The 8152-nt window shown below is 68.0% G+C and carries 5 protein-coding genes; 2 read left to right on the top strand and 3 right to left on the bottom strand.

Annotated features, from left to right (window positions below; all coding sequences use genetic code 11):
• Window positions 1-176: 176 nt before the first annotated feature.
• The gene (rpsT, locus tag ACWDR3_RS46415; RefSeq protein WP_123999906.1) at window positions 177-443 is read right to left on the bottom strand and encodes a 30S ribosomal protein S20; all 267 of its coding nucleotides are present in this window, start codon (window positions 441-443) and stop codon (window positions 177-179) included.
• A gap of 221 nt (window positions 444-664) precedes the next feature.
• Here rpsT and lepA point away from each other — a divergent pair, with 221 nt between their 5' ends.
• The gene (gene lepA, locus ACWDR3_RS46410; protein WP_450358736.1) at window positions 665-2539 is read left to right on the top strand and encodes a translation elongation factor 4; all 1875 of its coding nucleotides are present in this window, start codon (window positions 665-667) and stop codon (window positions 2537-2539) included.
• Window positions 2540-2764: 225 nt separating this feature from the next.
• Window positions 2765-4639, top strand: a complete 1875-nt coding sequence (locus tag ACWDR3_RS46405; protein ID WP_450358735.1) for an AMP-dependent synthetase/ligase — start codon at window positions 2765-2767, stop codon at window positions 4637-4639.
• 69 nt (window positions 4640-4708) lie between these two features.
• Here the strand turns inward: ACWDR3_RS46405 and ACWDR3_RS46400 are convergent, their stop codons facing one another.
• Window positions 4709-5284 carry a response regulator gene (locus tag ACWDR3_RS46400; protein ID WP_450358734.1) on the bottom strand — a complete coding sequence of 192 codons (576 nt, stop codon included), beginning with the start codon at window positions 5282-5284 and terminating at the stop codon, window positions 4709-4711.
• Between the two features lie 12 nt (window positions 5285-5296).
• The coding region (locus ACWDR3_RS46395; protein WP_450358733.1) for a HAMP domain-containing protein at window positions 5297-8152 on the bottom strand (2856 nt) is incomplete at its 5' end.

Here is an 8152-nt window from a genome sequence, read left to right as displayed (position 1 = left end):
GGTGCCCTACGGCCCCGGACCGTCGCCCGGGGAAGGGCGGCGGTCGGGGCCTTCGGGTTCGAGCTGTTGGATTCCGCGCCCGCGTGGCGAACGCAGTCGTGCGCGGTATCCGTAGGTGCCGGTCGGGGGCGGGAGAGAGGGCCCGCCCGGGTCCTTCCGGTGTTCACATCAATGTGTCAGCCCTTGAGGGCAACGACCTTCGAAGCAAGCGCCGACTTCTTGTTGGCGGCCTGGTTCTTGTGGATGACGCCCTTGGAGACGGCCTTGTCGAGCGCACGCGCGGCAGCGCGCTGCAGCTCGGTGGCCTTCTCGACGTCACCCGCGGCAGCAGCCTCACGGGCCTTGCGGACCGCGGTCTTGAGGGAGGACTTCACGGCCTTGTTGCGCAGCCGGGCCTTCTCGTTGGTCTTGATCCGCTTGATCTGGGACTTGATGTTCGCCACGAATGAGCCTTTTCAGGTTCAGGCACGGGACCGCGAGGGCCTCGTACCAGGTGATTTCTTGGGGTGTGTCCCGTGCTGAGAGGGCATGAGACACAGCTGTCAACGGTACCAGGGGCCCACCGGATGGCCCAAACCGGTCTCAGGTCGCCGCCCGTGGGACCATGGAGCCTACGTATCGATCCGACCCGAGGCACAAGGCGCCTCAAGAGACAGGACCCTGCGTGCCCGCGACCCCTGACATTGTGCCCGCGCCGAGCCGTACCGCCCCGGCTCTGATCCGCAATTTCTGCATCATCGCGCACATCGACCACGGCAAGTCCACCTTGGCCGACCGGATGCTCCAGCTGACCGGTGTGGTCGAGCAGCGACAGATGCGCGCTCAGTACCTCGACCGGATGGACATCGAGCGCGAGCGCGGCATCACGATCAAGTCCCAGGCCGTGCGTCTGCCCTGGGCCCCGACCGAGGGGCCCGACAAGGGCACCACGCACATCCTCAACATGATCGACACCCCGGGACACGTCGACTTCACCTACGAGGTCTCGCGGTCGCTGGCCGCGTGTGAGGGGACCATCCTCCTCGTCGACGCCGCCCAGGGCATCGAGGCCCAGACCCTCGCCAACCTCTACCTGGCGATGGAGAACGACCTCACGATCATCCCCGTACTGAACAAGATCGACCTGCCGGCCGCCCAGCCGGAGAAGTTCGCCGAGGAGCTGGCGAACCTGGTCGGCTGTGACCCCGACGATGTGCTCAAGGTCTCCGCCAAGACCGGGCTCGGGGTCGACGCGCTGCTCAACCGGGCGGTGCGGGACATCCCGGCGCCGGTCGGTGTCGCCGACGCGCCCGCCCGCGCGATGATCTTCGACTCGGTGTACGACTCCTACCGGGGCGTCGTCACGTATGTACGTGTCATCGACGGGCAGCTCAACAAGCGTGAGCGGATCCGGATGATGTCCACCGGCGCCACCCACGAGCTGCTGGAGATCGGCACGAACTCGCCGGAGATGCTCGGCGCCGACGGGCTCGGGGTCGGCGAGGTCGGCTATCTGATCACCGGTGTGAAGGATGTCCGCCAGTCCAAGGTCGGTGACACGATCACCACGCTGCACAACGGCGCGACCGAGGCGCTCGGCGGGTACAAGGACCCCAAGCCGATGGTCTTCTCGGGTCTGTATCCGCTGGACGGTTCCGACTACCCGGAGCTGCGCGAGGCCCTCGACAAGCTCCAGCTCAACGATGCCGCGCTCGTCTACGAGCCGGAGACCTCCGCCGCCCTCGGCTTCGGCTTCCGCGTCGGCTTCCTCGGGCTGCTGCACCTGGACGTGGTCCGGGAGCGGCTGGAGCGCGAGTTCGGGCTCGACCTCATCGCGACCGCGCCGAACGTGGTCTACCGCGTCGACATGGAGGACGGCAGCGAGCACGTCGTCACCAACCCGAGCGAGTTCCCCGAGGGGAAGATCGACAAGGTCTACGAGCCCGTCGTGCGCGCGACGATCCTCGCACCGTCGGAGTTCATCGGCTCGATCATGGAGCTGTGCCAGACCCGGCGCGGCACCCTGCTCGGGATGGACTACCTCTCCGAGGACCGGGTCGAGATCCGGTACACGCTCCCGCTCGCCGAGATCGTCTTCGACTTCTTCGACCAGCTGAAGTCCAAGACCAGGGGGTACGCCTCGCTCGACTACGAGCCCACCGGCGAGGTGGACTCCAGTCTGGTCAAGGTGGACATCCTGCTGCACGGCGACAAGGTCGACGCGTTCTCGGCGATCACGCACAAGGACGCGGCGTACGCGTACGGCGTGCGGCTGGTCGCCAAGCTGCGCGAGCTGATCCCGAGGCAGGCCTTCGAGGTGCCCATCCAGGCCGCCATCGGCTCCCGGGTGATCGCCCGCGAGACCATCCGCGCCATCCGCAAGGACGTCCTCGCCAAGTGCTACGGCGGCGACATCTCCCGTAAGCGCAAGCTGCTGGAGAAGCAGAAGGAGGGCAAGAAGCGGATGAAGATGGTGGGTTCCGTGGAAGTTCCGCAGGAGGCCTTCATCGCCGTGCTGTCCAGCGACGAGAACGCGGGATCGGGCAAGGGCAAGAAATAGTCCCGTGCTGCACCGATTTCCCGGGCCCGTCGCGCTGCCGCGTGGCGGGCCCGGCGTCTTCCGTCGTTCGACCGGTGTCGCTCCTGGTGGGAAGTGGCGGTCCGCCGCCCCTTACGCGGTGGCCGGTCGCGCTTTACTCTGATCCTCTGCTCGATAGTTACTCGCGAGTTAAACAACAGCCGCACTTGAGCCAGCCGCCGCACTGTCGCGGGCCCGGAGGATGTCGTGAGCGACACACAGACCTTGATCGAGAACCGTCCGCCGAGCGTGGCGAACCTCTTCCTGGAGCGCGTTTCGGCCACACCGGACGCAGAGGCGTACCGCTACCCCGTACCGCCGGCCGCCGGCGAGGGCCCGGACGACTGGAAGTCGCTGACCTGGGCCCAGGCCGCCGAGCGGGTCTACGCGATCGCGGCCGGCCTGATCGAGCTGGGCGTCCAGCCCGAGCAGCGCGTGGCGCTCGCCTCCTCGACCCGCGTCGAGTGGATCCTCGCCGACCTGGGCATCCTGTGCGCGGGCGCCGCCACGACCACCGTCTATCCGCAGACCAACGAGGACGAGTCGGCGTTCATCCTCGCCGACTCCGACAGCCGGGTGCTGATCGCGGAGGACGCGGCCCAGCTGGCCAAGGCGGTGGCCAAGCGCGCCGAGCTGCCCGACCTGACGCACGTGGTCGTGATCGACCCGGCCGGTGTCGAGAGCGGCGACTGGGTGCTCACCCTCGCCGACCTCGAGCAGCGCGGCGCCGAGTACCTGGAGAAGAACCCCGACCTGATCAAGGAGCGGGTCGGCGCGATCACCAAGGACCAGCTGGCCACGCTGATCTACACGTCCGGCACCACGGGCCGCCCCAAGGGCGTCCGGCTCCCGCACGACAACTGGTCGTACATGGCGAAGGCCATCGCCGCGACCGGTCTGATCAGCGGCGAGGACGTGCAGTACCTGTGGCTGCCGCTCGCGCACGTCTTCGGCAAGGTGCTCACCTCCGGGCAGATCGAGGTCGGGCACGTCACCGCCGTCGACGGCCGCGTCGACAAGATCATCGAGAATCTGCCGGTCGTGAAGCCGACGTACATGGCGGCGGTCCCGCGGATCTTCGAGAAGGTCTACAACGGGGTCGCCGCGAAGGCCCGGGCGGGCGGCGGCGCCAAGTACAAGATCTTCCAGTGGGCCGCCGAGGTCGCCCGCGAGTACGCCAAGGCCGCCCAGGACAACTTCCGGCGCACCGGCACGGCCTCGGTCCCCTTCGGGCTCGGCGCCAAGCACAAGGTCGCCGACGCGCTCGTGTACGCCAAGATCCGCGAGGCCTTCGGCGGCAACCTGCGCGCCTGCGTCTCCGGCTCGGCCGCGCTCGCGCCCGACATCGGCTACTTCTTCGCGGGCGCCGGCATCCACATCCTTGAGGGTTACGGGCTCACCGAGTCCTCGGCGGCCTCCTTCGTGAACCCCGGCGAGGCGTACCGCACCGGCACGGTCGGCAAGCCGCTGCCGGGCACGGAGGTCCGCATCGCGGAGGACGGCGAGATCCTGCTGCGCGGGCCCGGCATCATGGAGGGCTACCACGGGCTGCCCGAGAAGACGGCGGAAGTGCTGGAGTCGGACGGCTGGTTCCACACCGGCGACATCGGCGAGCTCTCGCCCGACGGCTACCTGCGCATCACGGACCGCAAGAAGGACCTCATCAAGACGTCGGGCGGCAAGTACATCGCGCCCGCCGAGGTGGAGGGGCAGTTCAAGGCGGTGTGCCCGTACGTCTCCAACATCCTCGTGCACGGCGCCGACCGGAACTTCTGCACGGCGCTGATCGCCCTTGACGAGCCGTCCATTCTGGAGTGGGCCAAGGAGAACGGGCTGGAGGGCAAGTCCTACGCCGAGGTCGTGGCCGCGCCGGCGACCGTCGCCATGGTCGAGGGCTACGTCAAGGAACTCAACGAGGGTCTCCAGCGCTGGCAGACCATCAAGAAGTTCCGCCTCCTGCCGCGCGACCTCGACATCGAGCACGGGGAGATCACGCCGAGCCTGAAGCTGAAGCGGCCGGTGGTGGAGCGGGAGTACAAGGCGTTGATCGACGAGATGTACGCCGGGTCTCGCGAAGCGTAGGGGGTGGCGGGGGACTGTTGGCGGCTGACCGTGCGTCGTGGCTGGTCGCGCAGTTCCCCGCGCCCCTGGTTAGTTGATGCGGCCTCGGCCGAGAAGTTGGCGTAGCTCCCTTACATGGGCGCGTAGCGCCGGCACGTCGAGTGGTTCGCCGGCCTCCAACCTTCGCTCCAGCTCCGCCAGTTGAGCGTTCGCTCTGCTGTAGTCGGCCTGTTCCTGGGCCAGTAGGCGTTCCAGTTGCACGTTCTTGCGGTGCAGGTCCAGGAACACGTTGACCTTCGCTCTGAGGACCCAGGGGTCGAAGGGCTTGGTCAAGTAGTCGGCGGCTCCCGTGGCGTAGCCGCGGAAGGCGTAGCCGGAGTCGTCCTCCGCGCCGGTCAGGAAGATGATCGGGACGTCCTTGGTCTGGTCGAGCCGCTTGATGTTCGCGGCGGTCTCGAAGCCGTCCATGCCGGGCATCCGGACGTCGAGCAGGACGAGGGCGAACTGCTGGCGCAGCAGCGCCTTCATCGCTTCCTCGCCCGAACGCGCCCTGACGATCGGCTCGTTGAGGGACCCCAGGACGGCCTCCAGCGCGATCAGGTTGTCCTCCATGTCGTCGACGAGGAGGATGCTGGCGCGCTCTTCGGTCGTTGCCTCAGCGCTCATGGTGACTGTGCCTCATTCGGTGTCCGGCGGGACCGCGGCTTCCCCTGTCGTGCTGCCCGGTCCCGGTGCGACGGTCTCCGGGACGGCATCGGCCACTGCCTCCTCCGTGCCCTCCGGATCGAGGAGCGCGCAGACGACGGTGAGCAGTTGGTCGACGTCCACCGGCTTCGGTACGTAGTCGTTGGCGCCCCGCGCGATGGATTTCTCGCGGTCTCCCGGCATCGCCTTCGCGGTCAGCGCGACGATGGGCAGGCCGGTCCAGCGGGGGGCGCGGCGGATGGCGGCGATGGTCTCGTAACCGTCCATCTCCGGCATCATGATGTCCATCAGGACGAGTTCGACGTCCGGGTTGCGCTCCAGCGTCTCGATGCCCTCGCGGCCGTTCTCCGCGTAGAGGACCGGCATGCCGACGCGGCCCAGGACGTGGGTGAGGGCGAAGACGTTGCGGATGTCGTCGTCGACGATCAACACCCGCCTGCCGGGCAGCACTTGTCCGGCCCGGCCCGCCTTCCACGCCTCCAGTTTGGTGGGCGCCGGCCAGGAGTCCTCGGGGTCGTGCGTGGCCTGGATCGGCTCGGAGGAGAGCTGCTGCGGCACCGACACCGCCCGGTCGTCCTCCGGGCTCGCCACGGTCGCCGGGTGGCCGGGGGTGACGACGGGGACGTACAGCGTGAAGGTGGATCCCTGGCCGGGGCGGCTCTCGGCGACGATGCGGCCGCCCAGCAGGCCCGCGATCTCACGGCTGATGGAGAGGCCGAGGCCGGTGCCGCCGTACTTGCGGTTGGTGGTGCCGTCGGCCTGCTGGAACGCCTCGAAGATCACCGGGAGTTTCTCGGGGGCGATGCCGATGCCGGTGTCGGTGACCGCGAAGGAGATGACGTCGTCGCTGTCGCGGACTCCCCCACTCTCGACATCGCTCGACCGGGGGGATCCCCAGTCGTGGTCGGGGTCCTTGATCCGGGTCACCCGCAGCTCGACCCGGCCGGTCGCGGTGAACTTGATCGCGTTGGAGAGCAGGTTGCGCAGGATCTGCTGGAGGCGCTGCTCGTCGGAGTACATCTCGCGCGGTACGTCCTCGCCGACCGTCACCTCGAAGGCGAGCCCCCGGTCGAGGGTGAGCGGGCGGAAGGTGGCGTGGACGTAGTCGAGCAGCTTGATCAGCGGCAGCTTCTTCGGGCGTACGTCCATCCGGCCGGCCTCGATCTTCGACAGGTCGAGGATGTCGTTGATCAGCTGGAGGAGGTCCGAGCCGGAGCGGTGGATGGTGGTGGCGAACTGGACCTCCTGGTCGGTGAGATGGCCGTCCGGGTTGTCGGAGAGCAGACGGGCCAGGATCAGCAGGGAGTTGAGCGGGGTGCGCAGCTCGTGCGACATGTTCGCCAGGAACTCCGACTTGTACTGGGAGCTGGTGGCCAACAGAGCCGCCTTCTCCTCCAGTTCGGCGTTGGAGCGCTGCAACTCCGCCTGCTGCTTCTGGAGTTCGTCCGAGCGTTCCTGGAGCTGCATGGCCAGGCGCTGGGACTCGCCGAGCAGGGACTCGGTGCGGGAGTTGGCGATGATGGTGTTGATCGCGACGCCGATGGTGTTCACGAACTGGTCGAAGAAGGCCAGGTGGACGTCGGAGAAGCGGGAGAAGGAGGCCAGCTCGATCACGCCGAGGAGCTTGTCCTCGAAGAGGATCGGGATGATCACGACGCTCGCGGGGGCCGCCTCACCGAGTCCGCTGTTGATCTTGATGTAGTCCGGCGGGGCCTCCTCCACCAGGATCCGCTTCTTCTCGCGGGCCGCCTGCCGGACCAGACCGTGCACCGGCATCCCGCCGGTGTCGACGGTCGCGCCCTGCGCCGACCCGTAACCGGCGATGAACGCAAGGCCCTTGGCGGGAACGGCGGTGTGCAGGGAGGCTCCGTCCTCGTCCGGGTCGGCCAGGAAGAACGCGCCGTACTGGGCGTTCACCAGCGGCGTCAGCTCGCGCAGGATCAGGTCGGCGACCTCCATCAGGTCACGGTGGCCCTGCATCAGCGCGGCGAGGCGGGCCAGGTTGGACTCCAGCCAGTCCTTCGCGCGGGTCGTCTCGCGGAGGTTGGCCACCATCAGGTTGATGTTGTCCTTCAGCTCGGCGACCTCGCCCTGCGTCTCGACCGTGATCGAGCGGGACATGTCGCCCTGGGCGACGGCGGAGGCGACCTCGGCGATCGCGCGGACCTGGGTCGTCAGGTTCGAGGCGAGTTCGTTCACGTTCGTCGTCAGGCGCTTCCAGGTGCCGTACACGCCCTCCACCCGTGCCTGGCCGCCGAGTTGGCCCTCGGAGCCGACCTCGCGGGCCACCCGGGTGACCTCGGAGGAGAAGGAGGACAGCGTGTCGACCATCGTGTTGATGGCGGTCTTCAGCTCCAGGATCTCGCCGCGCGCGTCCACGTCGATCTTCTTCGACAGGTCGCCGTTGGCGACGGCGGTGGTGACCTGGGCGATGTTCCGTACCTGTGACGTCAGGTTGTCGGCCATGTAGTTGACGTTGTCGGTCAAGTCCCGCCACACGCCGGATACGCCCAACACCTGGGCCCGGCCGCCCAGTCGGCCGTCGGTGCCGACCTCGCGGGCCACGCGCGTCACCTCGTCGGCGAAGGCCCGCAGCTGCTCCACCATCGTGTTGACGGTGTCCTTCAGCTCCAGGATCTCGCCGCGCGCGTCGACCGTGATCTTCTTCGACAGGTCGCCGTTGGCCACGGCGGTGGTGACCTGGGCGATGTTCCGGACCTGTGAAGTCAGGTTCAGGGCCATGAAGTTGACGTTGTCGGTGAGGTCCTTCCAGACGCCGGAGACGCCTCGCACCTGGGCCTGGCCGCCGAGGTTGCCTTCGGTGCCGAC

It is taken from the genome of Streptomyces sp. NPDC001002, from assembly GCF_053599215.1.
Note: the sequence above shows the minus strand (reverse complement) of the source record. Positions and strands in the feature narration are given on the sequence as shown.

Excerpts from the sequence above, each read along its gene's own strand:
- ACWDR3_RS46400 (WP_450358734.1), bottom strand. The coding sequence starts at position 5,284 with ATGAGCGCTGAGGCAACGACCGAAGAGCGCGCCAGCATCCTCCTCGTC.